We start from the raw sequence: 21,614 nt of genomic DNA, 5'->3' as shown, positions 1-21,614 counted from the left end.
CTGAAGAGGCGATGGGATGCAGCCCGGCACAGGGTCCGACAGGGAGTAGCGGCCGCGGTCGGACCACCGGTTCCACAACGCTCCAGGTAGTGGAACCGGTGTTACCCAATGGATTTCGAGGTATTTCCTGCGCCGGGCGCGAAATCAGTAGACCGGAACAGTGCGATATGTGGAACCGCCTCGGTGGAGATTCCTGCCCAGATCAGCCCGGCGACCGTGCCGGGCCACTTCCGGCATTGTGTTCCGGGCCGGAGTGTTCCACAGGGGAATTCGATAATTAGGGAAGGTAAGAAGATGGCGGGTGGATCCACACTCCCGAAACGAGCACTCGGCCGCGAACTGCGCCGGCTGCGGGAACGCAGCGGCACCAACCAGGCCGCCGCGGCCCGTGCGATCGAAGTAAGCCCGCAGACGATCGGCCGCCTGGAAGACGGGCACGCCTCCCGGCCCACAACATTGCAGATCAACGGACTGTGCGACCGATATGGTGCCTCGGACGAGGAACGCCGATTCGTCCTGGACTTGGTGCAGGAATTGCGCGCGATGAAACTGTCCGGAGGAGGGTGGTGGCGTGCATACGCCGACGAGATCCCCAGGGATTTCAACCACTATCTCGGGCTGGAGGCGGCAGCCTGCCGCATGACCAGCTGGCAGACAACACTCCTGCCCGGTCTGCTGCAAACGCCGGAATATCGGCGCGCGATAATTTGGGCTGCTCATCCGGACTGGCCGACTGTGGATGTCGAGCGGCGACTCGAACTCGCGGGACATCGACGGGAGAAATTCACAGACAGCACATTCCGTCTGGATGCTCTGCTTTCCGAAGCCGTGCTCCGCCACCATGTGGGCGGACCGGGTGTGATGGCGGACCAACTGCTGCATCTGATGGAAGCGAGCATGTGGCCGAACGTATGCCTGCGTGTAGTGCCGTACGACGCGCGAAGCCCCATAGGACTGGTGGTGCGATCCTTCGTGTTCCTGGAGTTCCCCGTGCCATCGAATACCAGGATCGCGGAACCATCCGTCGCCTATGTCGAGGGCTACACCGGAGACCTCTACCTCGAGCGCGCAAGTGAAGTCTCTCAGTACACGGAAGCCATGCGACGCATAGCCCAGGTAGCTTTGAACGAGCAGGAGACCAGAGATCTGGTCGCGCGTATCGCGAAGGAGTACCAGCGGTGACCGACAATCCAGCAGGCGCCCGGTGGTTCAAGAGCTCACACAGTGGCCCGGATCGCGAGTGCGTCGAGGTTGCTCATCTTGCGGGAGGTGCGGTCGGGGTTCGGGACAGTAAGAATCGGTCCGGATCGGTACTCGTGTTCGGCCCACAGGTTTGGGATGCGTTCCTGAACGCTGCGCAGCGAGGTACGGCTGTTCGTTCATGACGTGCGTGGTCCCGGCTGATGGCCAGTGGCCGGGACTACGGTCGACGGAATCCAGTGGAACCACGAAGCGTGGACGTGCGTCTTATAGTGATGGCGGGGTAATCCGCCGCACCGACACAGGGGAGATCCATGCGAACCGCCGACTTCGTCCGTGCCATGCTCGCCACGGCGGCTGCAGCGGTCCTGGCCACCGGATGCACATCCAGCACCGAGGGAGCTGCGACCGGGACGACGGCACCGACAACGACCGGACCCGTTGAGCTCTTCAATCCCTGCACCGAATTATCTGAAGGCGCAATTGCGGCTGCGGGCCTGGATCCTGCGTCGAAAGACGTAACGGTGGACCCGCCCAGTGGGCCGTCGACGTGGCGAGTGTGTCTCTGGCGCTCGAACGGTAATGAATTCTTCGTTTCGATATTCTCGACATCCCACACACTGGACGAGGCGCGCTCGAACCGAGACCTGGTCAGTATCTCTGAGACGTCCATAGCGGGCCGGCCCGGCCTGACATTCATGGACAAAACAGATTCTGCCGGAGAATCATGTTATGCAGCCATGCCCGCTGCGCAGGGCATGTTCGAAATCAATGTCGCATGGACAATCGACGCCGCGCGTAACCGTGACATCTGTGAGGTTGCCACCCAATACGCCACAGCCCTCGAACCGCACCTTCCGGACTGAGCACCAGCAGGAAGATCCGTCGCAGGCACCCAGGCACCTCTTAGGAAGATCCAGAGCATGAGCGACCAATTACAGCATTGGCAGAACCTGAAGCAACAGGCAATCGACGGAGATCTGCGGATGGATACAGGGATCGGTAGCGCGTTGCAAAGCCGTTGCGACACGTTGCGAACTCAGCTCGACCAGATCCGAAGGGAAGCCAAAGGACTTGCCCATCTCGCTGGTTACGGTGGCTTGCCATCTGCACTGGACATGAAAAAGAAGTTCGAACTCAAGGCAAGCGGCGCGGAGAACGGCGACTCCGCAGAATCGCGGCTCGACGAGATGATCCAGATTGTGACTCTTATGCGGGACACCTACGCCGCTGCGATCGGTCAACTTCAGGAAACCGATCAGCAGAACTCCTCGCAAACCACTGCCGCTGGAGAAGGACTTCACTGATGCCCGCACCATTGCTTGTCGCTGCCATCGCCGTCGCTGCCGTCGCCAGTGTCGATTCGGTAATCGATGAAGTCACCGGCAACTACGACGAATCCGAAGGTAACCGGAATCGCGCTTCGGATGCCGCCGGTGCCGCCGAACAGGAGTGGAGCGGTGACCGGACCCGCATAAGCAGCGAACTGGCCAGGGTCAGCCAGGGTTTTGACGGCGAATACGCTCCAGCCACCGCTACGAAGGAAGCGTTCAAAACCTGGACCCACCAGCAAATCTGGGAAGCGCTCAACGGCAGCTCTCAGCACCCGGCAGTGGAATCTGGCGATATCAATGCAGGGGCTGACGGTTGGCGACGATCTACCGAAGACCTCTTTCTTGCCCTGGACGGCTTCGGGAAAGGTGTCGAGTCCGATATCGCGAACCTGTGGGGTGGGCAGACAGCGAACGCTGCCATGGAAGGCACCCGCACCTTCGTCGCCGACGCGCAGAAGCTGGTCAAGAGCTTCGAAATGGTCGCCAACGGTATCGACCTCATGCAGGGCTACCTCGCCCAGGCCAAGATGTCGATCGTCCCGCCGGTCGAGGTGTCCGGATTCGATGGATTCGTGGGCCATATTCCCGGCAACGGTGTCGTCAAAGCCGCCAAGCATCGCGCCAACGAAGCCCAGGCGCAGGCCCAGGATCTGATGATCGAGTTCTATCAGCCCGGAGTCACGGCCGTAGACACGAAAACCCCTGTGCTGCCCGTGACGAAAAGCCCGGTCGGTGGGGGTCCCGGACCACAGCAGCCGGTCGGACCCGCAGGCGCGCAGAACCCCGCCGGTACAAACCCGAACGGCACCGATCCGGCCGGGACGAATCCGAGTGGCACGAGCCCGCAGGACACAGCCACTCCTGGGCAGGAGACACCGGATTCGGCGACCGACCCCGCCGGCACCGAGAACCCGGCATCCACCACCCCGTCGACTGCTACGACCCCGTCGAGCACCGTGCCGCTCGAAGAACCGGTAGGCCGTCCGAACACCACCACACCCGGGTCACCGAGTACAACGACCGGTGCCCCGGTGCTCGCCGGTCCGGGCGGTCAGCAGCCCGCCGGCGCCCCGGGCCGGACGGTCAGCGGGACCCCCGGTAGCCCCGGCCAGAACACCGGGCCCGGAACTCGCACCGGTAATCCCGCGGCGACGCGTGGAATGTCCGGTGTTCCCGGCATGATGGGTGCCGGTGGGCAACGGGGTCGCGGGGAGGACGACGACGAACACAAAACCCCCGACTATCTCGTCCAGGACCGCTCCACCGAGCTGCTCGGCGAACAGCCCCGAGTGCTCCCGCCGGGCGGGGTCATCGGCGCATGAACGGGTCTGGCTGGCAGCTGGACGGTTACGGATTCACATTGGCCCTCGAGGCGATGGGACGCGACCGCCTGCCGTATCCGCTGGAATACATGCCGCCCCGAATGGAGCACGACGACGAGTTCCGGCGTTACCGGCAGCAGTGCGCACGCCGGTTGCAGACGGTGTTCGACGAACCGCTCTACCGGGCGCTCACCGTGCTCCTGGAGCCGGAGATCCGGGTGGAGATCTACGGCGTGCACGGCCCCGGGCAGAACACCGCGGTACGGATGCACGCCGGGGTTATCGGCCGTGTCGCCGTACTCGCCACCCAGTTACCCGGCCCGACACCGAAATCCGGTGCTGACATCGTCCTCACCCAGCTCCGCAGCGACCAACTGGCTCCCCGGCTGGTGGCGGGCCTGCCGAAAGTCGAAACCGGCCGTCACCAGCCTATTCGAGCCCGCCGCGGCGACCTGAACGCACCCGTGTACTCCCGGCATCCGACCCAGCTCTCGCTCGTAGAGGACATGCAACGTTTCTTCCGCCGCCCCCGCGCCGGCACCGGCGAGATCACGATCTACCCGGGCTACACCGTCGACACCCGGCCCACCGACGACGGTTACGCCTTCCTCTGGCTCGACTACCCGGACGACGGCCGCTACCTGCTCCACAACCACAACACCGACGATTTCACCGTCACCCCGGGCCCTCCGGACGAAATCCTGCGCCAACTCCGCAGCCGCCTGGAAGCCGCCCACCGAGTCCGAACCCGCACTTCTCGGTGAGGGCGCGGGATCATCGAATCAGGGGGAGGAATCGTCCCGTAGCGCTTGCCGAAATTTTGGGTGGGCTTGTACGAAGGCGAAACGCTCGTCGTAGATAGGGCGGAACTTGACGGGTTCGACAGATTTGTCGAGTAGATTCAGCGCCACGATGAAACCCAAGAGCGAACCAGGGCAGAATGCGTAACCCAACCAAGGTTTCAGCCATTCGATTCCTGCGAAACTCACCGTCAGGAACGCCGCGAATTCGGCGACCATGAAGACAAATATTCCGATCGCGATACGGCGGTAGATCCGAGCCATCCGACCACACCGGCGGCAAATCGGCCACTCACCGCTGACCAGCGTCGACACCGGTGCGATGTTCGGGGTCGTCTGCCACATTTTCCTGATGTATTCTATGCCTCGGCGTTCGGGAAATCGTGGATGAGCGTCGGTGTCGAAAAACAAGGTTCGCGCGGTCGAAGTATCGATCGCCGGCCGGCCGTGCGGGGCGCACACGTCCGGCAACGGCTGGGCGACTTCCAAATCGAGGGGTGCCACCCGAAGGTATGGCTTCGACTTCTGCCACAGACGGCCTACATTGGAAACCGGTGCCGGCGGCCGGCGTAAGCGAATGATCGCATCGTTCTCATGAGTCCACGGACGCTGATGAGTCATCGGCTCGGGCGTGCCCGTGTCACTGAATATTTCGGCATCACTGTTGGGGCGATAGAATTCGGCCGCCGGGACCAGTCTTCTCATTGGAGCCAGCCGTTCTGATTCCGCTCGCGAAAGTAACGGTCGTCCTCGTCCTCCGAATCGGTCGGTCCGACCACCTGTTCCCGATATGATTTCCGTCTTCCGGGCGCAGTGGTGGGTTGCGCACCGCTGGCTTCTTGTGTCTGCGGGGTCGCAAGAGTGGCGGGAGGCGTTCTTTCTGTGGACGGTTGAGATGCCGGTGGTTCCTGGTCCTGGTGCCGGTAGCTCTCGAGGACGGCCTCGCCCTGTGCCGCCATTCTTTCTCGCTCGTCCTCCGGTATCGATGCGAAATCCGCAAGCGCTTGCGGGATGATCGAATCGCCGACCCTGTCGAATGCTTCGCTCTGCGCCAGATCTCGTATTGTTCCAGTACCTTGGAGGATAGCCTGGATTTGCGCCTTGAAATCCTTGTCCAGGCCTGGCGCCGAAGAAAGAATCCCAAGTACGTTCGCCATATGGCGAGACATTCCCGGGTCGTCATCCAGAACAACTTCTTCGCCGGCCATCAAATCACCCCCGGATGGTCGTACTCGCTGTGGAGCACCGGCATATCCAGTTCGGCGGCCGAGCCCATCAAGCCATACAACGTGCCACACGCCGCAGCCGAACCGGCGAGAATCTGTCCCAGCAACCTGACCACTTTCAGGACTGTGGCCTTCATCGACATCACAATGGCCACGCAGACCGCCTCCAACGCCAGGACGGCCGCCGCGCCGTAAACGGTGGCGACAGACATACGCGCGAGCTTCTTCGCTGCCTGTGTCAACGCCCATTTGAGCGCTTGGTCGAGAAGCTCCAATATCAGGGACTGCACAGCCTGTGCCACCCCGTACGCGTCCCATGCGAAGGCTGCGATCGTATCCCCGATCTTCACCAACGGATCATGCTGCTTATCGATAGCGGAGGTGAAATCCGTGAAGTACTCGGTGGCGCTGGAAGCGGCATTTCCGCTCCAGGAGTTTTCGAACTGTTTTACGGCTGCGGATACTGCATCACTGTAGGCGCTGTTGAACTGGGCAAGATTTTCTGCCGCCTTGGCCGATTTGAGCAACTCGCCCCAATCGCCGCCGAGGTATTTTTGAACATCTCCGACCGGGTCCCAGCCGGTCGTGGATTTGATGATCTGGAGCAGGTAATAGGACACGCTATACGCGTTCCCTAATGCCATATCGACCATATTTCCGCCGGTCGAAAACCAATCCTCGACCTCTGGGGTGGCGAGCTTGGTGGAGGGATCGATCGCCTCACTCATTTTTCGCCCTCCGAGGAGTATGTCTTATCAAGCGACTCCGCGACCCCGAGGTCCGTTGTTTGATACATTTTTGCCGCTTTGGACAACTCTGTGGCGCTGGTGGACGTGATCGAACTCATCTGCGAATAGTTGTTCGATAACTTGCCGCACATTTCGATCACCTGATCCATCAGAGGTTTCAGCGCAAGGCCGGCATTCCCCTCGAGGTCGAAATTATTCTTCGTGTACTCCACAGCCTTCATGCCGGTGTCGGAAAGCGCTTTCAGCTTGTCTGCTGCAGTGCCCAAATCACCTGGCGTGACCTTGAATTCGTATCCCATCCCCAAACCTGCCGTGCGTAATTCGACGGACGTGACGCCCGTATCTCTGTCACGTCACCCTCCCGAGTCGGAACGGTGAGACTGTACCACTGTCGGTGGACTGTGGTTCGGCGCTTGCGATCCGGTGGGTCCGGGCCCGGCTTCGCGTTACATGCCGACGAATTCGACCGGCGACGAAACTATTTCGCTCGAGTTGGCCGCCTGTGCCGCCACGGGGCCTCCGCGACTTCGTTCGCTTCGACACCATCACCGGCCGGGAGAATCTGATGCTCCGCGTGCATCCCGGCTTCCCGAGTAGTTGACGAGGCGCTGATCGGGCAGGATCGAACCCCATGTCGTCAGGAGTGGTTTCGACAGTGGTCACCGGTCTCATGCCGTTGCTGGGTGCCGGACTCGGTGCGTCGGCAACGCTGCTGGTACAACGGAATTCGGCACGACAGACGAAGTCCCAGTTCCTCGCCGAGAGTCGCCTCGCCCATCGGGACGAGTTGAAATCCGCGATCCTCGCCTACTTCGAGGCGGCGCAGCGGCTGCAGGGGGAGTTGGATGTCCGGGAGCGCGGTGGCACACCGGACGATGTGAAACGGCTGATCGAGAGCGTCTGGCTGGCGGAGAAGCAGGTGGAGATCATCTGCTCGGATGCGCTACGGGACCGGATGGTCGCGCATGCCCGCGGCTTGCACGACGTCGTCCGTGACCCCGCGACCTATCCAGATTGGTGGGCTCATTGCCGGCCGTTGCAGGAGGACTTGCTGGCGCAGGCCAAGGTGGAGCTCACCCGCGATCACGACTGGTGACCGGGCGCGCACGCCGATCGCCCTTGGCTCGATGTGCCCGGACGACGGCCGCTACTTGCTCCACCACCACACCGACGATTTCACCCCTCACCCCGGGGGCCCCGGAAGGAAATCCTGAGCCAACGACGCGGCCGCATGGAAGCCCGCCCACCGGGTCCCAACCTGCCTCTCACGACCGGAAAGTCACCTGGAAATTGGCGGTGTGGGCTGCGAAAGCCTGCGCATCGATACGGTCATCAGCGCCGCGCGAGCCGAAGTCCTGCCGCGGCGGTGAGGTGCCTGTGCGGCATCCAGTCTCAGGCCGCGTCCGGTTTTTCGAACCGTGCGACGAAGCGCAACTCCAGGGCGTACGCCAAACGCTCGAGCATGCCGATGGTCGGGGTACCGCCACCGGATTCCAGGCGCGAGACGTCCGGCTGATGCAGTCCAGCACGCTCGGCGACATCATTCTGGGTCAACCCGAGTTCCAGGCGTCGCTCACGTATCGCGTTTGCGAACTCGATGGCGAGCCGTGCTTCTTCTCGACCCGCCTCGTATTCCGCAGCGTTGAAATCCCGGCGAGCGAAGCGCTCCCGCCGCAGATCATCCATGGACTCGTGTTCAGCCATCGCCGTTCACCTCTCTATTGAAACTGGATCGGGCGTGGGAATGTTCCGCCTCGCATACTTTGCGGAGCAGCTTCGCCCTGTCGACCTCGGCTGTCTCTCGCATTTTGGTTTTACGAAACACCGTCAGCAAGATCACTCGTCTGCCCGGCGCAAGCCAATATGTCACACGCATTTCCAGCGGGTGCAGGTGGAAACGCAGTTCTCGTTATTTTTCGCCGAGATTTCGTGACCAGGGCTCTCCGAGTGTATCCGCTTGCTCCGCAAGCATGCCGACGTATGTATCGACACGACCGAAATCCCGGTCCGATAGGGAACGGAGCCAATCGGCGACTTCCGGCTCGATCTCGACCGCATAGAGCGACATAGTATCAATCCTATATAGGAACAATCCTATAGGCAACCGCATCGGTGTGTCGGCGGGGTTATCTCTGGAGGTGGAGCTTTTCGTCCGGCAGGCGAGGCCGAGGGGATGGTGACGGCGTCAGAGAACAGGTCGCGCCAACGGCTTGCCGCCCCAGAGTGAACCCGGATCGGTAATGCCTCGCAGCTCACGAGGCGGTGACGCCGAGAACCACGCATCAGGGAGGAGCTCCGTACGGCCGAGGTTATACCTCGAAACCGCCGCGACAGCCCGTATCGTCTGGTCGACAAGCTGGATCATCAGAGCTGTGCACGCGCGTGCACCTCCGGCCTGAACGGTGAGGCCGTCGGATCCATCGGCATCGGACCGCCACACCGGGTGATTCTTGGCGACTTGCTGGGACAGGCAATGATGCGCAACTCCGTTTCGCGTCGCGATCCAGCCGGTCAGCTCATTTCTCAGCAAGTCGTGATCGCCCATGATTTCGCGTTGCTCGTCCGGGAACTTTCCCGTGTATGCCGTGAACAATGCGAGTTCGAAGCTGCGTGGCAATGCACTGTCCGTAACGGCTGCGAGAAGGGGAAAGGCGCGGTCCGGCCACGCGCCGCCCGGGGGCGCTCGCACCGGCGGTGATACCGCCGACCCTCCTCCGCAGCGACCGGCTGGCTCCCCACCTGGTCCGGACCGGAATCTAACGGTTAGTTGCGGAGATTCTCTGGCGATGGAATGAACACGCAGGGCCGGAACGTCTTTCAAGAGGCGTCGACAACGGTTTACCGGCGGCAATCCTCTTGTAGCGCTTACCGGAACTCGGGATGGGCTTGGACGAAGGCGAAACGTTCATCGTAGATCGGCCGGAGCTTCACGTGGCCGCCCTCCGAAGATCGACCTGCGGAAACGGTGATCAGGACTCCAGGTCAGGGGCGGTGGAGAGTGTCGAAGGTGATCGCCAGGGTTACCGGTCCGTCGAGGACCAGGGCGGTGCGGTGGACCTTGTGGGGCATGTATCGCAGCCCGGACCAGTCGAGGCGGTATTCCTCGATGCGATCGATGGCTTCCCAGCTTTTGTCGAAATGAACGATCAGGTATCCCGGAATACCGGCCTGCGCATACAGTTTGTGCTTCTCGGAGGTATCCGCATCGACGGTGCTTTTCGAGACGACTTCGACAACCAGCGCGATATGTTCTCTGACGGTGTTCACATCGTACGGTTCACAGTCGCGGACGAAGATATCCGGATAGCGGACGTTGAGCCGGTGGTCGTCTCGCCGGTCGTCGGTGTCGGCGAAGCGGACAGCGACATCGGAACCGACCCTCAGACAGGGGCCCGCGGGGTCGCGAGCGTCTTCCAGGGCAGCGGCCAAGCGCCGCACCACGCGACTGTGCGCTTCGCTCTGCGCCATCGATCGCACGACGAGGCCGTCCACGATCTCGATATCGCCGAGAGAATCCGGTTCGGCGTTCAGGAATTCTTCGACGGTGACCCGGGGGTGCTTGTCGGGATGTGATGCCGTCACGGTCAGCTCCTCGTGGGTACAGCGGCCATTCACCGGGATCGACCGCGAACATGCAGGTCGAAGGTATCAGCTGTCACGTCGGAGTTGCGGTATGAGGTGCTCGGCGTCGAAGCCGGGACGACAGCAGTTGCGTTGCCGTGGCCGGCGGTGCCGACCACGGCTGGGAATGGGACGCAGCGGGGATTCGGGACGATTCAGGCGTTGAGTGGAATGGCCAGCACGACCTCCCGCTCGTTCGCGGGCAGATAGTGGGCGGTGACTATGCGACCGACCTGCACGTTCCCGATCGCGGCTGGTGGCAGGAACTTCTCGGAGACGGTAGTGAAGATACTGCCGTCGGGGCGGGTGACTGCCAGGCCCACCTGGACCTTGGAATACCCGTCGCGGATCTCGCCGGGAACAGTGAGCGACTGCACGACCGCTTGCGCGGCGATGCCGCGGGCGGCGATATCGACCTTCTCCGGTGTGGTGAAACCCTTGCGGATCAGCGATTCGTTCATAACACGTTGCGCGGCCGCGGTGTCACCGGACAGGTCCAGTTGCACGAAACCGGGACGGTCCGGGCGGTAGCGCACCGGCAGCACCACACCGGGTGCGAGAAGCGCCAGTTCCGTCAGGGGGACGATCGCTTTCGCCGTCGCGTCGAAGACCTTGCCGTCCGCGCCTTCGACGCTGAACTCGATCCGGATCTGCGGCTGGTCGTTGAGTGTGACACCGGTGTGCGCGAATGCCCGCACCGTGCCCAGTCCCAGCGGGGCGTCGCGGAACTCGCCGGTGTTGTGGCCCGTCAGCGCGGTCACCATCCCTGACGCAGTGAACGCGAAGACCATCACGACGGCGGTGAAAGCGATGATGGGCAGTGCCATGAAGCCGTTCAGCCAAGCGAGATAGCCCGGCTCGTAGACACTGCTGGTTTCGTAGGTGATTCCGTGCCAGAGGTAGAAACCGACGGCGAGGGCGGCGAAGACCAGGGTCAGGGTGCGGACGGTGCGGATCATGGCTACTCCTGTGTGGATCGTGGTCCGGATACCGGGCCACCCCGTCGCGCCCGGCACCCTGGGTGCGGGGGCGACGAGGAGCCGGGTGCCCGGACCGGTCAGCCGACGATGTCGGAGCAGGCGAAGGTGATCTCGAACTTCGCGGTCGCCGGACCGGCCATCGGGTTGGCCATATCGGGCGCGCCGATCCCTTCACCGGTAACGGTGTAGGTGTCGCCATCCTTGCTGACCTGCGCGGAACCACCGGGCTGGCCGTTGCCGTAGCCGACGGCGTACGGCATCCCGTTCGATCCGCCCTGGCTGCCCGCGATCGCCACCGCCTGCACCGTGGTGTCGTCGAGGATGCTGGCGCTGACGCTCAACTGGCCGTACTGCTCGTTGGCGGTGTCGGTGAGCGCCAACGCCAGCGTGTTGCCCTGTTTCGCGCAGGTGGTGTCGAACTCGGCGGTGAGGGCCTTCCCGTCGACCAGCGCCTTGGATTCCCCGCCGGCTTCACCCGCCGGGGCAGCGGACTCCGTCGCCGGGGCTCCGGCAGCCGGGGTGGCCGGGCTGCTCGCGGCATCGTCACCGCAGGCGGAGGTCAGCGCGATGGTGGAGGCGGCGAGGACGGCGGCGCCGATACGGAAGAGCGTGGTGTTCATGGTGGATCCTGTTCTCTCGGTGTCGCGGCTCGATCGGCCGTTGAGAGAAAAGTTAGGAACCCGCGCTCACCTACCGATCCCAACTTTTGCCACCGCGAACCGCTGCGAACTCCGATAACCTGGGCGCATGCGACGACCGCGGGCCATGGTGCTCGATGAGGTGTGGCGCGGTCTGGAAGGTGTGCAAGCGTTGAGCGGGCCCCAGGGCGGGCCGCTGCGCCGGACCGTGAAACTGATCCTCGACCCGCTCGTCATCCGCCCGGTCCAGTACCCGAGTTGCGCGGGCGCGGTCCTCTCCGCCGATGGTGCGACCCTGCTGGCGGCCCGGATCCACGCCCACGCCGATACGCTGCGCGCGGCCGCCGCCTGGTTCACGCTCCTCAAACAGGTACGGCGTGATCTGCGGATCATCGAGGGCAACGCTCAGGACCTGTACTTCCAGCGCTGTTTCGAACTCGCCGCCACCCGCGGCCATCCTGACCCGCAACGCGACCGGTTACGCGCCGAGTCCGTGCTGCGCGAGATCCACGGGTTCGCCGCGGGCCGGACCACCCAGGCTTTGAAGGACCATCTGACGGACCCCGCGCGGGCGGCCGAACTGGAAGGTTTGCTGGAATCTGCCTGGGAGCGCCGGCCGTCGCCGCCGCCGGTCGCGCCCGAATACAGCGGAGAACTACGGCAACTCCTGGAGCTCGCGGTCGCCACACGATCGGAAGCGGATACCGCACCGGGTCGGCTGCTGTTGCGCCGGTTGATCGACAAGCGGACCGGAATTCATACGGGTATCGAGTTGTGGCTGGAGAGGGGTGATCGCCGGTCGGCGGGTGTGGTCGCCGCGGTACGCGAAAACGCTCGGACGAGCCCTACTGCCGAGCCGGCCGCTGCTCCCGCACAGCACGCCGGCGTGCGTGAGTACGACGCGAACCTGCTCGGTCTCACCGGAAACCCCGCGCCGCGCCGGCCCGCGCTGGGTTCGTCGGCGTCCACCGCGGCTCTGGGGCTGCCGTTCGACCGCACCGTCTACGAGCGGATTTTCACGATCCTCCAGGTGTCGACCGAACGCGCCGATCTGTCACCGATTCCCGAATTGGTGACCACCGAGATCACCCGGAGTTGCGCGCCCTGGGCGCTACTCGACGAATCCTTGCGGGTCACCGCCGCGGCGGGTGTGGAATTGGCGCTGGGCCTGACGCCGATCACGACGTCGGGGGGCTCGCGAACCACCGCGGACGGGTTGCCGGAAACCGCCGCCCACCGCCTGATCAACAACCGCTGGCAGCGGGAGTCCTACGTTCTGCAGGCGCGACGGCTGGCGATCCATCCCGTCGCGGGCGACGGGAATCCGCTCGCCGTGATCGCGGCCGAACTGCGTACTCCGTGGCGGCCCTATCTGCGCAGGCTGTGGGTCCGGCTGCACGGGCGCGATGTCCGGGAGCTACCGGTCGCCGAGCCGGACGAACTCTGGGACCTGCTGGACGGAATCGCCCGCTCGGTGGTTCTCGACCACCGCACCCGCGTCCGCAAGATCTTGAGCACGCAGGCGTCCGATCCCGGCTCGGTGATGGTCGAATCGAGGGCCGTCTGATGGCCGATATCGTGCGCATCCGGCGGATACGGCCGGACCTGTGGATCATCGGGCCGCCCGGCGCACCGACCGTGGCCGACTCCGACCCGGGCGTGGATACAGCGGTCCTCGAAGTCGCGGGCGGTTATCTCACCTGGAAGTTGACGTCCGGGCAGCGAGTCGCGGCGGCGACCCTGCACGATATGGGCACCGCGCAGGAGTGGTTGTGGGCACTCTACGGTGCCGAGATCGCGCTTGCCGCCGACGACTACACCGAGCCGGTCGATCTACCCGCCCGGCCCGAAAACCCCGATCTGGCGGCAGCAGTCCGTCGCCTCGCCTACGCCCACTGGGCGGCACGCTGGTGGCCCGCCTCGACCGTCGACAGTATTCCTACGCTCGACCCGTCGCTGCTGGACAGCGAAATCGCGGAGTTGACGGAGTTCTGCGAAAGTGTGGTCGACGGCACGGATTACGCGACGGGCGCCGGAGCCGAAGAGGATCCCGCCGAACTCACCGGCAGTCGAGACGCCGGCTGGGACACGGCCGTGCGAGCACGCGAACGGAGCGCGCCCCGCGCCGACGAGTACGCCCTCGCCGCCGGGCACGCGCCGGCCGGCACGGGCTCGGCCCTCGTGCTCGATCGCGGTAGCGCCGGCTGGGATTGGCGGTACTGCCCTGCCGGGGTGGTCGATGCCTCCGAGCGCGCCGTGACCTGGGAATTGCTCCGGGCAGCAGGCAGCACGACGATCCGGGTACACGCGGTCACCGCCCCTGCCGTAACCGCCGATTTGCCAGGCTATCTGCGACCACACGCGCTGATCCGCACTCCTGCCGGATTCCGCGACATCCCATTGGAATTGAGCGGTGACTCCTGGTCGGGAGAGACCGGCGATCGGGCGGATTCGGTACTGGGTATCGAGATCTACGTGCCCGGAGTGGGCCCGAGCGCGCCGATGCCGAAGCCATCCCGGGTGTCCGGTTCTCCCCATACCGCCGACTCGAACGCGCGGCCGGACTCGCAGGGGGCGGTCGATCGCCGGCCTGTCGCTGATCCGTACGCGCAGCCGGAATCGGTCCATTCCGCCGATCGCGCGCATGTGGACGGCCCGGTGGGGCGGCCACCAGCGTCCTCGGCCACCGATCCAGTCGAACAGCGGCGGATGGTACGGGAGCTGGCGCGGAACAGGTTGCGGATGGCCGCGGCATGGTCCGGCGAGGTCTCGCCCGGAACCGCCGCTTCCGAACCGATCGCCACTGGCGAATCCGGGGGCTCCGACGCCGCCATCCCGCTCGCCGATATCGCGCTGTTGCGATCGGAAATGGCGGCAGCCGAAGAGGATTCGGATTTCTGAAATGAGCGAGCCCGATGGCCGGCCACCCGGCGTGGAACTTCTGTACGAGGGCGCTGCCGCGTATGAGCGCGGCGATGTCACCGAGGCGCTGCGCATCTTCGAACATGCCGTGCACACCACCACCGACGGTGTGCGCACCAGTGCTCTCATCAATGCCGCGAATATGTACGACGAACTCGGTGACCACGAGGGCGCCGCGACCCGGTACCGGGACGCGCTCGGCCGGATCCCCGGCGATGCCGTCGAGAAGCGGGCTTCCGCACTGGTCAACTATTCGCAGGCCCTGCAGCATCTCGGCGAACTGGACGAGGCGCAGGAAGTGCTGGAACAGGCTCGTACGTTGCTCGCCGACGCCGACGACCTCGGCGTCCTGCGGGTTTCGTGCCTGATTTCACTCACCGCCGTCGCAACCCATCGGGCCCAGTGGAACCGGGCCGTGGAAATCGCCACCGAATCCCTGAACGCCGCTCTACGGTTCGCCCCCGAGCTGGCGGGTTATCCGTTGATGAACCTGGCCGGCGCCTACTTCGAGACGGGCCGGCGCGATCTCGGTGTGGATTTCGCGCGGCAGGCGCTGACGGCGTTCACCGAGGCCGGTAACCACAATGCCCTCGCCGATACACAGCAGAACCTGGCCCAGATCTTCATGCGCCTGGACCGGCTCGACGAGGCCGAGGAACTCGCCGAGGCCAGCCAGCTGTACTACGAGCGGACCGGACTCGCCCACCGGGCGGGGATCGGCTGGAAGATACGCGGTTTCCTCGCCGAACGCCGTGGCGATCTCGACCGTGCGCAGGAATGGTATCGGCGCAGCCTCGACCATTTCCAAGCTTCCGGTGCGGTACTCGACGTCGCCGCGCTGCAGTGCAGGCTGGCGACCATCGAGTTCGCGTACGGCAGGGTCGGTGCGGGACAGCAACTGCTCGACGGCGCGTTCGTCATCTACGCGGAGCGCGGACTCGGCTCCGAATGCGCGAAACTCGACTACTGGCATGCGGTGCTGCTGGAAATGGTGATCGATGATCTGGCAGAGCCGGCCCCGGAACTGGTGGTTCTCGGGCGGGCGCTGTCGGTTCCGGCCGCGATCGCCATCGACGCCGTCCGCTACACCCTGGCGAGCGGGAGCCGGCGCGAACAATGGCATCGGGAGGTAGCGGAACCCGCGATGCGTTTGGCATTTCGCTTCGCCCACCTCTGCCAGGACGGTGCGCTGCTCGCCGATCTGATCGAAACCCGCTGTGCCGGAACAACTCTGGATTTAAGTCGCGCGCAACCCAGCGAACGTCCCCAGTTCCCGCTGGATACTCCGAACCCGCCCGCCGCCACGGAATTGCCCGGACCATTGCAACTGGGTGCCGCACTCGCCCAGGTGGCCGCATCCGCGGGTCTGCCCGTCGCGCCGCCGCCGCGGCTGGCGGTCGAACCCGGCGCCCGGATCGCGCTCGCCGACTACATCGAGGCGGCCGAACACCGCTACGGCGGCCGATTCCGGGAGGACCGGGTGATCCCGGCATGAAACGCCTATTCGGCGGAGGATCCGATGAGTGACCAGCCGACCGTGGTGGTCCGGATGGCCGACGCGGGCGATGTCTACATGTCCTGGCGGTGGACCGACGGGTCCGCGCTGCCGGGCGTGACCGTGCTGCCCGGCGACGATATCGACGCGGCCGTCCGCAACCTGTCCCAGTCGCTGCCCGCTCCCGAAACTGCCGGTGGCCTCGAGAAAGCGCTCACCACCGGGGCATTCGCCGCGCCCGGCACCGAGTACGAACTCGCCCGCGACCTGTCCCGGGCGCTGCTGCCCTATGACTTCGCCGGCCAGTTGTACGACCTGTACCAGCGCGGCGTGCGCCCGCATATCCGGTTGCAGCCCTCGCCGCGGGTCGCGCAGGTGCCGTGGGAGATCATCGCCCCGGCCCCGGACGTCCGCCTGATCGATATCGCCGATATCAGCCTGCTGGTCCCCGCCGGAATCGTGCATGCCCCGGTGCGGGTGCCGCGGTCGTGGTCGGCCTCGCGTGACCTGCCGGTGGTCGCGGTTCTCGACCCCAGGGTGCCGGGTTTCCGCGCCGATTCCGCGCTCGGTTCGGTCCTGGGCCGAATGGACCGGCCGACACCGCTCACCGCACGTATCGCCGGCCATCTCGCCGCCGGCCGGTTGCGACCCGTCGTTCCCGGACCGGCGGATGTTTTCCGCCGCACCGATCTGGACCGCACCTGGCTTTCCGAAACCCTGCGCGCAGGTGCGTCACGGCTCGTCTACGTCGGCCATGTCACCGCGGCCTCCCCGGAATCGGGGCAGAGCGAGAACACCGAACTGCACCTGGCCTGCACCGCCGAGTCCGTGGGTTTCGCCGAACCGCAACGCGACCACCGCCCGCTTTCCGCGAAAGACCTGCTGCTCGGCACCTATACCTTGGAGCCGGAACCCGTTGCCGGAAACGAGCTCTGGCCGATTCCCGCCCGCGTAGCGCTGATCGCCTGCGAAAGCGGCGGCGACCTGCGTTTCACCGAAGCCCTCGGCCTGATCGCCGCCATGGTCACCGGTGGCGCGGAACTGGTCACCGCCACCCGCTGGCCCCTCCCGACCGACCTCGCCGTCCAGCGCTTCGGCGCCGCCCCCGAAGCGACCCCGCTCCAGGACACGATCTGTGCGGTGGACTCCGCCCACGACGCGGCCGACCCGGTTTCCGCGCTCACCGCCTGGCAGCACGACAGATTACGTCTCTGGCGCTCGACCGGTGCGATCGAATACTCGCCCCTGCTGTGGTCCTCGTTCGCGACCTTCACCACCTGACAGCCGCTCGAGTGGGCCGGTCGTTCGCGGCGGCCGCCGGGAGGGCTGCCTCCGGCGGCAGCGCCATCGGAACGCGGCCGTACCTCCCGGGCGAGTAGACGTGGCCGCCGCAGGAGGTCGGACGGGCGTTGTCGCCCAGCTCACGGCTGTAGGACGTACCTGCCGCGGATACCGCCCTGCGCCACCGCGCGGTGGGCGTCGGCAACCTGGTCCAGCGGGACGACTGCATGGACACGGGCCGGGAGCCGGCCGGTCACCGTATCCGCCAGCAACCCGGCCAGCCGCGTGCCGTCGGGGCGTACCGAGACCGCGCGCACGGTGATCCCGCGTTCGGCCGGGGGTTCACCGCCCGGCCGGACACCGACCAGCAGCCCGCCGTCGCGCACCAGCGGCAGGGCTTTCTCCTGGAAGACGGCGGTATCGGCCACCGCGTCCCACCCCGCTGTCGCTGTAGTCGTGAAATCCGCGCCGAGGCCGCGGACGAACTTCTCGTCCTGGGGCCGGGCCAGCCCGGTGACCTTCCAGCCGCGGTCCTGAGCGAGCGTGACGATATATCCGCCGACCGCGCCGGCCGCCCCGGTCACCAGCAGGCTGCGGCCGCCGCCTTCACCGAGCAGATCCACCAACTGCGCCGCGGTCAGGCCGTTGAGCGGGACAGTGGCCGCCGTGGTGAGCTCCAGCTCGTCGGGCACCACCGCGACAGCGCTTGCCGGTACGACGAGTTGCTCGGCGTAGGTACCGAAATCGCGATCGAATCCGTCGAGTGTCCCCGCGACCCGGCTCCCGGCCGGTATGTCCACGTCCGGCCCGGCGGCCTCGACGATACCCGCGAAATCGGTGCCGAGACCGGTGTGGTCGGGCTGGGTGACGAACCCCAGCTGATGGAAGACGCCCGCGGTGAGAGCCAGGTCGATGGGGTTGACGGACGTACCGGCGACCGCGACCCGGACCTGGCCGGGGCCGGGTTCTGCGACGGGGACGTCGATGAACTCGATCGAATCGGGCCCGCCCGGGGTGCGGACGACTGCGGTGCGGAAGGTGGTGGGCATTGCGTCTCCTCTGGAGTAATCGGTGCTGTTACTCCAGAATGGACAGGTAACTCTCTATTCGTAAGTAGGCACTCAGAAGTGCGTAACCCACCGCCAGGTAGAAAGGTGCGGTCATGGCAACGATGACGGCGGCGCAGCAGCGAGCCCAGCAGAAAGCCGATTACGACGCGTTCTTCGCAGACTGCCCGAGCCGGCAACTGCTCGACCGGATCTCCGGCAAATGGGTCGCTCTCGTGTTGGCGGCCCTGGGCAGCGACGGCCCGCACCCGGCGGGACAGTGCGCCGGCGAACCCCGGGCCATGCGCTACTCGGAGCTGTCCCGGCGGCTGGGCGGTGTCAGCCAGAAGATGCTCACCCAGACACTGCGGTCCCTGGAGCGCGACGGCCTGCTGACCCGGACAGTGACCCCGACCGTGCCGGTCACGGTCACCTACGAGCTCACCGACCTGGGCCTCTCGCTGGACAGGGTGATCCGCGGTATCAAGGTGTGGGCCGAAACCCATATGGACGAGGTCCAAGATCACCGCACGCGTTTCGACAGCGAATCCGCCGAGCTCGCCGACACGCCGGTGTAGGGCCGGCGCTCGGCCATCTGAGCGCCGTCGTCCTGTTGCCACGATCCCGACCGGACGAAGCGGAGCTGATGCCGTTGCCGATGATGCGGTGCCGGACGTTGTCAACGAGGCGGGCGCAACTCCCGCATGGCCTGGCAGATCGTCGCGTGGATTTCCGATTCCTCGGTCTCCGCGTCCGGATCCCAGGTCGGGTCGGGTGCACCTGCGATCGCGGGCCCGAACAACCACCACACGTTGCTCCACGGATCGATGAACCGTGCCAGCGACGACGAACCGTAGAACGGTGTCGTCTCGGTGATCACCCGTGCCCCGCGCGCGGCCGCCCGCCGCAGAACCTCGTCGCAGTCGGTGACATTGACCTGCAGCAGCGCCGGCGTGAACACCCAGTCGGGCTTGGAATCCACCACCATGAGGCACGAATCCCCGATCCGCACCTCGGCATGGATCAGCAGCCCGTCGGTATCGTCGGCATGCGCCTCCGGATTCTCCTGTCCGTCGAAGACCTCGCCGAGGAATTCGATGAATCCTCGCGCGCCACCGGGTCCTTTGACCGCTGCAAAGGCGTTGACGCTGCCGTATCCATTGCCGATTTCGGAACCGGGCGTGATCAGGGGTGTTGTGGTCATGCGGCGATCATCGCACCGCTTCCGGCCGGTTCCCGTCCGCTATAGGACTTTTCGTTCCGTGATTCACGGCAACCTCGCGCGGCCGGCGCAGCGAACGTGCCGCGATCGGCCATTGCAGGTCATGACCGCCGGGGTCGAGTCGGCCTGACCAGCACTCGGTCGCGTATCCGGAGCGGCTGATCAGCGGCGGGGCGGCAGGGGGATGCGGGTGAGATCGGCAGCGATCACGATCTCGCCGGGAAATTCCCGGCGGGCTTCGACGAGGTGCTCGTCCAGGGTGCGGTAGCGCTGGGAGAAATGGGTCAGGACCAGCGTCCGAACCCCGGCCGCGGCGGCGATATGTGCGGCCTGGCCGGCGGTGAGGTGGCCGTGTTCGGCGGCCAGATGGGCGTCGGCGTCGCGGAAGGTCGCCTCGATGACCAGCATGTCGGCATCGGCCGCCAGTTCGTGGGCGGCCGGGCAGAGCCGGGTGTCCATCACGAACGCGAAGCTCTGGCCGCGCCGGACCGTGCTGACCTCCTCCAGGCGGACCGTTCGGCCCTGCCAGACGATTTCGCCCTCCCGCTGCAACCGGCCGACCGAAGGACCGGCCAGGCCGATATCGGCGAGGCGGTCGGGGAGGATCGCGCGGTAGTCGGGTTCGGTGATCCGGTAGCCGAATGCCTCGACGGGGTGGTCGAGCCGGGCGGTCGTGAGTTGAAAGGGCGCGCCGGGAGCCGGAAGCAGGCCGGGTTCGGTGATCGGGTGCGGCCGGAGTTCGACGGTGCGATGGTAGGCGGTGGCGTCGCACAGGTTGTCGAAATACCGCTGACCAGACGCCGGATAGTAGGCGTCGATCGGGTGCGGGACACGATCCAGGTTGATCCGTTGCATCACCCCGGCCAGCCCGAGACTGTGGTCGCCGTGGAAATGGGTTATCGCGATACGGGTCAGGTCGGTCGCGGAGATCCCGGCGTGGATCATCTGCCGCTGCGTGCCCTCACCGGGGTCGAACAGGATCGCCTCCCCACCCCACCGGAGCACGTACCCGTTGTGGTTACGGTGCGCGGTCGGCACCTGACTCGCAGTGCCGAGCACCATCAGCTCCCGCTGCGACATCTACGTGCTCCGTGGTCGGCGGGGCTGGTCCTCGAACGCCATGAGTCGACCATAACCGGCCGGCCCGGCCGCAGCGCTGCCAGCTTTCGGCAGCGGCCGCCTCCTAAGAGGTCTCGATAGGGACCACATCCATTCCGGAGAGCGCCAAGGCCAGGACCATTCCGATGATCAGGCATACGCCGGCCGCGATCGCCGCCCATTTCCCGAGCGATTCACCGCGGATATGCCCGATGACACCGAGTGCGATACCGGCGATGCCGAACAGGAGCGGGCAGAACAGCAGTGAGACCGCGGCGCAGACGAAACCGATGATCGACAGGACCTGTGGTCCGGAACGTTCCGGTTGCTGGGTGGCGCCATAGGGTTGGTACTGCTGCTGTTGCGGGTAGGCGGGATATCCGCCGGGCTGTTGCGCGCCGCCCCAACCCGGCTGCCCGGGCTGGGCACCGCTCCAGCCTTGTTGCCCGGACGGCCCGACACCCCACCCGTGCTGCCCGGGTTGCTCGGCTCCCCAGTCTTGCTGTCCCGGCTGTCCGCCGCTCCAGCCTTGTTGCCCGGGCTGTCCGCCGCTCCATCCCTGTTGCCGGGGCTGGTCGGCGCCCCATCCTTGGCCGCCGGGCTGGTCGGCGCCCCATCCTTGTTGTCCGGCCTGGCCGGTGCCCCAGCCGGATTGCTCGGAAGGTGGGGTCTCCCAACCG

Annotated in this window: 24 protein-coding genes and 1 pseudogene; 12 read left to right on the top strand and 13 right to left on the bottom strand. The window is 65.5% G+C overall.

The features are described 5' to 3' along the window. Positions 1 to 294 precede the first annotated feature (294 nt). The 6 genes from QH195_RS07440 to QH195_RS07415 all read left to right on the top strand — a co-directional run bounded on the left by QH195_RS07440 (position 295) and on the right by QH195_RS07415 (position 4,620). Positions 295 to 1,182 carry a helix-turn-helix domain-containing protein gene (locus QH195_RS07440; protein ID WP_280434827.1) on the top strand — a complete coding sequence of 296 codons (888 nt, stop codon included), beginning with the start codon at positions 295 to 297 and terminating at the stop codon, positions 1,180 to 1,182. Further along, on the top strand, positions 1,179 to 1,385 hold the full coding sequence (locus QH195_RS07435; protein WP_280434826.1) for a DUF397 domain-containing protein: 207 nt from the start codon (positions 1,179 to 1,181) through the stop codon (positions 1,383 to 1,385). Before QH195_RS07440 ends, QH195_RS07435 begins: the two co-directional genes overlap by 4 nt. A 129-nt stretch (positions 1,386 to 1,514) precedes the next feature. Next, on the top strand, positions 1,515 to 2,066 hold the full coding sequence (locus QH195_RS07430) for a DUF3558 domain-containing protein (RefSeq protein WP_280434825.1): 552 nt from the start codon (positions 1,515 to 1,517) through the stop codon (positions 2,064 to 2,066). A gap of 57 nt (positions 2,067 to 2,123) precedes the next feature. Beyond that, a complete protein-coding gene (locus tag QH195_RS07425; RefSeq protein ID WP_280434824.1) occupies positions 2,124 to 2,507 on the top strand; it encodes a hypothetical protein in 384 nt (127 codons plus the stop codon). Beyond that, positions 2,507 to 3,856: a hypothetical protein gene (locus tag QH195_RS07420; RefSeq protein ID WP_280434823.1), complete on the top strand. Its 1,350-nt coding sequence runs from the start codon at positions 2,507 to 2,509 to the stop codon at positions 3,854 to 3,856. The genes QH195_RS07425 and QH195_RS07420 overlap by 1 nt, the downstream gene beginning before the upstream one ends. After that, complete coding sequence (locus tag QH195_RS07415; protein WP_280434822.1) at positions 3,853 to 4,620, top strand: ESX secretion-associated protein EspG; 768 nt, start codon at positions 3,853 to 3,855, stop codon at positions 4,618 to 4,620. Before QH195_RS07420 ends, QH195_RS07415 begins: the two co-directional genes overlap by 4 nt. Before the next feature lie 18 nt (positions 4,621 to 4,638). Here QH195_RS07415 and QH195_RS07410 read toward each other — a convergent pair whose 3' ends face one another. From QH195_RS07410 to QH195_RS07395, 4 genes are read right to left on the bottom strand one after another with little or no spacing between them, the layout of a single operon-like run. Continuing rightward, positions 4,639 to 5,361: a hypothetical protein gene (locus QH195_RS07410; RefSeq protein ID WP_280421566.1), complete on the bottom strand. Its 723-nt coding sequence runs from the start codon at positions 5,359 to 5,361 to the stop codon at positions 4,639 to 4,641. Next, a complete protein-coding gene (locus QH195_RS07405) occupies positions 5,358 to 5,864 on the bottom strand; it encodes a hypothetical protein (protein ID WP_280434821.1) in 507 nt (168 codons plus the stop codon). Before QH195_RS07405 ends, QH195_RS07410 begins: the two co-directional genes overlap by 4 nt. Beyond that, positions 5,864 to 6,610 carry a hypothetical protein gene (locus QH195_RS07400; RefSeq protein ID WP_280421568.1) on the bottom strand — a complete coding sequence of 249 codons (747 nt, stop codon included), beginning with the start codon at positions 6,608 to 6,610 and terminating at the stop codon, positions 5,864 to 5,866. The genes QH195_RS07405 and QH195_RS07400 overlap by 1 nt, the downstream gene beginning before the upstream one ends. After that, complete coding sequence (locus tag QH195_RS07395) at positions 6,607 to 6,930, bottom strand: type VII secretion target (protein ID WP_280421569.1); 324 nt, start codon at positions 6,928 to 6,930, stop codon at positions 6,607 to 6,609. Before QH195_RS07395 ends, QH195_RS07400 begins: the two co-directional genes overlap by 4 nt. Positions 6,931 to 7,262: 332 nt before the next feature. Here QH195_RS07395 and QH195_RS07390 point away from each other — a divergent pair, with 332 nt between their 5' ends. Next, on the top strand, positions 7,263 to 7,727 hold the full coding sequence (locus QH195_RS07390) for a hypothetical protein (protein ID WP_280421570.1): 465 nt from the start codon (positions 7,263 to 7,265) through the stop codon (positions 7,725 to 7,727). A gap of 296 nt (positions 7,728 to 8,023) precedes the next feature. Here QH195_RS07390 and QH195_RS07385 read toward each other — a convergent pair whose 3' ends face one another. The 5 genes from QH195_RS07385 to QH195_RS07365 all read right to left on the bottom strand — a co-directional run bounded on the left by QH195_RS07385 (position 8,024) and on the right by QH195_RS07365 (position 11,852). After that, positions 8,024 to 8,335 (bottom strand): helix-turn-helix domain-containing protein, encoded by a 312-nt coding sequence (locus tag QH195_RS07385; protein WP_280421571.1) that lies wholly within the window; start codon positions 8,333 to 8,335, stop codon positions 8,024 to 8,026. Between the two features lie 481 nt (positions 8,336 to 8,816). Continuing rightward, positions 8,817 to 9,248 carry a hypothetical protein gene (locus QH195_RS07380; RefSeq protein WP_280434820.1) on the bottom strand — a complete coding sequence of 144 codons (432 nt, stop codon included), beginning with the start codon at positions 9,246 to 9,248 and terminating at the stop codon, positions 8,817 to 8,819. 365 nt (positions 9,249 to 9,613) lie between these two features. Then, complete coding sequence (locus tag QH195_RS07375) at positions 9,614 to 10,213, bottom strand: Uma2 family endonuclease (protein ID WP_280434819.1); 600 nt, start codon at positions 10,211 to 10,213, stop codon at positions 9,614 to 9,616. 194 nt (positions 10,214 to 10,407) lie between these two features. Continuing rightward, the gene (locus tag QH195_RS07370; RefSeq protein WP_280434818.1) at positions 10,408 to 11,211 is read right to left on the bottom strand and encodes a hypothetical protein; all 804 of its coding nucleotides are present in this window, start codon (positions 11,209 to 11,211) and stop codon (positions 10,408 to 10,410) included. Between the two features lie 98 nt (positions 11,212 to 11,309). After that, the gene (locus tag QH195_RS07365; protein WP_280434817.1) at positions 11,310 to 11,852 is read right to left on the bottom strand and encodes a lipoprotein LpqH; all 543 of its coding nucleotides are present in this window, start codon (positions 11,850 to 11,852) and stop codon (positions 11,310 to 11,312) included. Between the two features lie 145 nt (positions 11,853 to 11,997). On the opposite strand from QH195_RS07365, the gene QH195_RS07360 reads away from it, so the two are divergent. The 4 genes from QH195_RS07360 to QH195_RS07345 are packed head-to-tail and all read left to right on the top strand — an operon-like array spanning position 11,998 to position 17,568. After that, positions 11,998 to 13,437, top strand: coding sequence for a hypothetical protein (locus QH195_RS07360; protein ID WP_280434840.1), 1,440 nt, complete (start codon positions 11,998 to 12,000; stop codon positions 13,435 to 13,437). After that, a complete protein-coding gene (locus QH195_RS07355; RefSeq protein WP_280421577.1) occupies positions 13,437 to 14,771 on the top strand; it encodes a hypothetical protein in 1,335 nt (444 codons plus the stop codon). Before QH195_RS07360 ends, QH195_RS07355 begins: the two co-directional genes overlap by 1 nt. Before the next feature lies 1 nt (position 14,772). Further along, positions 14,773 to 16,287, top strand: a complete 1,515-nt coding sequence (locus QH195_RS07350; RefSeq protein ID WP_280434816.1) for a tetratricopeptide repeat protein — start codon at positions 14,773 to 14,775, stop codon at positions 16,285 to 16,287. A 24-nt stretch (positions 16,288 to 16,311) separates the two neighbouring features. Next, positions 16,312 to 17,568, top strand: a complete 1,257-nt coding sequence (locus QH195_RS07345; protein ID WP_280434815.1) for a CHAT domain-containing protein — start codon at positions 16,312 to 16,314, stop codon at positions 17,566 to 17,568. 140 nt (positions 17,569 to 17,708) lie between these two features. On the opposite strand, the gene QH195_RS07340 is transcribed toward QH195_RS07345, so the two are convergent. Continuing rightward, a complete protein-coding gene (locus tag QH195_RS07340) occupies positions 17,709 to 18,617 on the bottom strand; it encodes an NADP-dependent oxidoreductase (protein WP_280421580.1) in 909 nt (302 codons plus the stop codon). Positions 18,618 to 18,730: 113 nt separating this feature from the next. On the opposite strand from QH195_RS07340, the gene QH195_RS07335 reads away from it, so the two are divergent. Then, positions 18,731 to 19,192 (top strand): winged helix-turn-helix transcriptional regulator, encoded by a 462-nt coding sequence (locus QH195_RS07335; RefSeq protein WP_280421581.1) that lies wholly within the window; start codon positions 18,731 to 18,733, stop codon positions 19,190 to 19,192. Positions 19,193 to 19,293: 101 nt separating this feature from the next. On the opposite strand, the gene QH195_RS07330 is transcribed toward QH195_RS07335, so the two are convergent. From QH195_RS07330 to QH195_RS07320, 3 genes and pseudogenes are all read right to left on the bottom strand, one after another. Next, positions 19,294 to 19,818 (bottom strand): bleomycin resistance protein, encoded by a 525-nt coding sequence (locus QH195_RS07330; RefSeq protein ID WP_280434814.1) that lies wholly within the window; start codon positions 19,816 to 19,818, stop codon positions 19,294 to 19,296. 180 nt (positions 19,819 to 19,998) lie between these two features. Beyond that, positions 19,999 to 20,916: a ribonuclease Z gene (locus QH195_RS07325; RefSeq protein ID WP_280434813.1), complete on the bottom strand. Its 918-nt coding sequence runs from the start codon at positions 20,914 to 20,916 to the stop codon at positions 19,999 to 20,001. A gap of 103 nt (positions 20,917 to 21,019) precedes the next feature. Further along, positions 21,020 to 21,614, bottom strand: a pseudogene (locus QH195_RS07320) (hypothetical protein); the annotation flags it as partial.

The organism is Nocardia carnea (assembly GCF_029868855.1).
Taxonomy (GTDB): Bacteria; Actinomycetota; Actinomycetes; order Mycobacteriales; family Mycobacteriaceae; genus Nocardia; species Nocardia carnea_A.
Note: the sequence above shows the minus strand (reverse complement) of the source record. Positions and strands in the feature narration are given on the sequence as shown.